This window comes from Arthrobacter sp. PL16 (genome assembly GCF_035985055.1).
Classification (GTDB): Bacteria; Actinomycetota; Actinomycetes; order Actinomycetales; family Micrococcaceae; genus Arthrobacter_D; species Arthrobacter_D cheniae.
In genome coordinates this window covers 1-1,961 of sequence record NZ_JAXCIC010000022.1, presented here as the reverse complement: position 1 = coordinate 1,961, position 1,961 = coordinate 1, and the positions used below count along the sequence as shown (strand labels likewise).

General features: G+C 61.3%; 2 protein-coding genes. Both read right to left on the bottom strand.

The features are described from left to right. Positions 1-288: 288 nt before the first annotated feature. The gene (locus RCH21_RS17110) at positions 289-762 is read right to left on the bottom strand and encodes a ribose-5-phosphate isomerase (protein WP_120148610.1); all 474 of its coding nucleotides are present in this window, start codon (positions 760-762) and stop codon (positions 289-291) included. A 20-nt stretch (positions 763-782) separates the two neighbouring features. After that, a complete protein-coding gene (gene rpe / locus RCH21_RS17105; protein WP_326965414.1) occupies positions 783-1,493 on the bottom strand; it encodes a ribulose-phosphate 3-epimerase in 711 nt (236 codons plus the stop codon). Between the last annotated feature and the right edge of the window lie 468 nt (positions 1,494-1,961).

Below are 1,961 nucleotides of genomic sequence, written 5' to 3'. Positions count from 1 at the left end.
ACGACGTCACATTCACCGCAGGAAACGCAAAACCGCCCGCCTTCGCACGATCAATCATCTCGGCATAAACATCAGGGCTGGCAATAGGCATACTGACTCCAATTAAAAGTTCTACTTGTGGGCTTTTCCCTGCTGGTCAGGGCAAACGCCGAATTCTGTCAGGCAAGGGGACAGACGGAAGGTCCTTCTATGGAAGGACCTTCCGTCCTTCAGGCAGCTGTCGAGAGTCCGCAACGTCGCACCGTTAGCTCTTTCGTGCGCCGCAGCCTACTCCTGGTAGGCGCTGATTCAGTTGGCGAGCTCACCGGTGGTTTCATAGGCGGCGATCTTGGTGATGCGGCGCACATGGCGGTCGGCGTTGCTGAATGGTTCCGAGAGGAAAGCCTTGACCAGTTCGGTGGCTTCCTCCACAGTGTGCTGGCGTCCGCCCACTGCTACTACGTTGGCGTCGTTGTGCTCGCGGGCCAGCTTCGCTGTATCGAGGTTCCAGGCCAGGGCGGCTCTCACACCCTTGACCTTGTTCGCGGCGATCTGCTCGCCGTTGCCCGAGCCGCCCAGCACAATCCCGAGGGCATCCACGCCGGCCACCTGGTCAGCCACCACCGCGGCGGCCGCATTGATGCAGAACACCGGATAGTCGTCCTCGGCGTCGTAGGAGGCAGGCCCGTGGTCAACCATCTCGTAGCCATCGGCTGACAGTGCGGTGATGAGGTGGGAGCTGAGCTCCATGCCGGCATGGTCGGTTGCGATATGAACGCGCATAAGTGGTCCTTCAGGCGTAGTTAGGAGGCGGTTGTATTCAGGCGGGGTGCCGTTGGGGCCAGCGCGAGTTGTCCCTTCACGCGCAGCGACTCGATGGCTTCCTCGGGCGATGCCTTTCCGTACACGGCTGATCCCGCTACGAAGACATTGGCGCCGGCTTCCGCGGCCCGCGTGATGGTTTCCTCAGTGATGCCGCCGTCGACCTGAATGGCCACGTCCACCCCGGAACCATCGACTGCCGCACGGGCACGGCGGATCTTGGGCAGCATGACGTCCAGGAATGCCTGACCGCCAAATCCGGGTTCCACCGTCATGATCAACAGCATGTCCAGCTCCGGGAGCATATCCAGGTACGGCTCCACCGGGGTGGCCGGGCGCAGAGCCATCCCCGCCTTGGCCCCCCGAGCGCGAAGTTCGCGGGCCAGTTTTATAGGGGCATCGGAGGCCTCGACATGGAATGTCACCGAACTCAGACCGGCGTCGGCGAACTGCGGGGCCCACCGGTCCACATTGGAGATCATGAGGTGGGCGTCCAACGGGATCGGGCTGACATCCTGCAACCGTTCCACCACGGGCAGACCAATCGTCAGATTCGGCACGAAATCGTTGTCCATGACATCCACGTGCACGGCGTCGGCGTTGCTGATCCGGGCCAGCTCTGACGCCAGGTTGACGAAGTCGGCCGAGAGGATGCTGGGATTGATGCAGCACTTCAAAGGTGAAGAGGGCATGGTGTTTACCTTTCGGTAGCGGTCAAAGCTTGCGGATGAGTGCTATGCGTGAGCTTGGGAGCGTGAGGAACAGCCCGTACCAGGCACGACGGTACGTGCCCAGCCGGAATTACGGCAGCTGGTCGCGGGTACAAGAGGGGGTTTCGACCTTCGGTACCGCTGAGGGGAGACTCCAGGTGGGATCCATCTCGATATCGTGCCTCAACGGACCCTTCGCTGCGATTATCCTGCTCACGGCTCGTGCTGCACAACAGCCGAGAACTCTATTCGCTTGGCTGTTGCACAGCACGAGTGACGCCGTATGGAGGTGCCTAGCTGACGAGAATTCCTCCGGTGGTGTTACGTGCGCTGGCGAGGGCAGCTTCGACGTCGGCGAGGAGTTCGGACCAGCTGGTGACGAATTTGTCGAGGCCTTCGGTTTCGAGTTTGTCGACGATTTCGTCGTAGGAGATGCCGATCGCGTCGAGC

Bases quoted from the DNA above. Each gene is read 5' to 3' on its own strand.
- RCH21_RS17110 (WP_120148610.1), bottom strand. From the start codon at position 762: ATGCGCGTTCATATCGCAACCGACCATGCCGGCATGGAGCTCAGCTCC.
- rpe (WP_326965414.1), bottom strand. From the start codon at position 1,493: ATGCCCTCTTCACCTTTGAAGTGCTGCATCAATCCCAGCATCCTCTCG.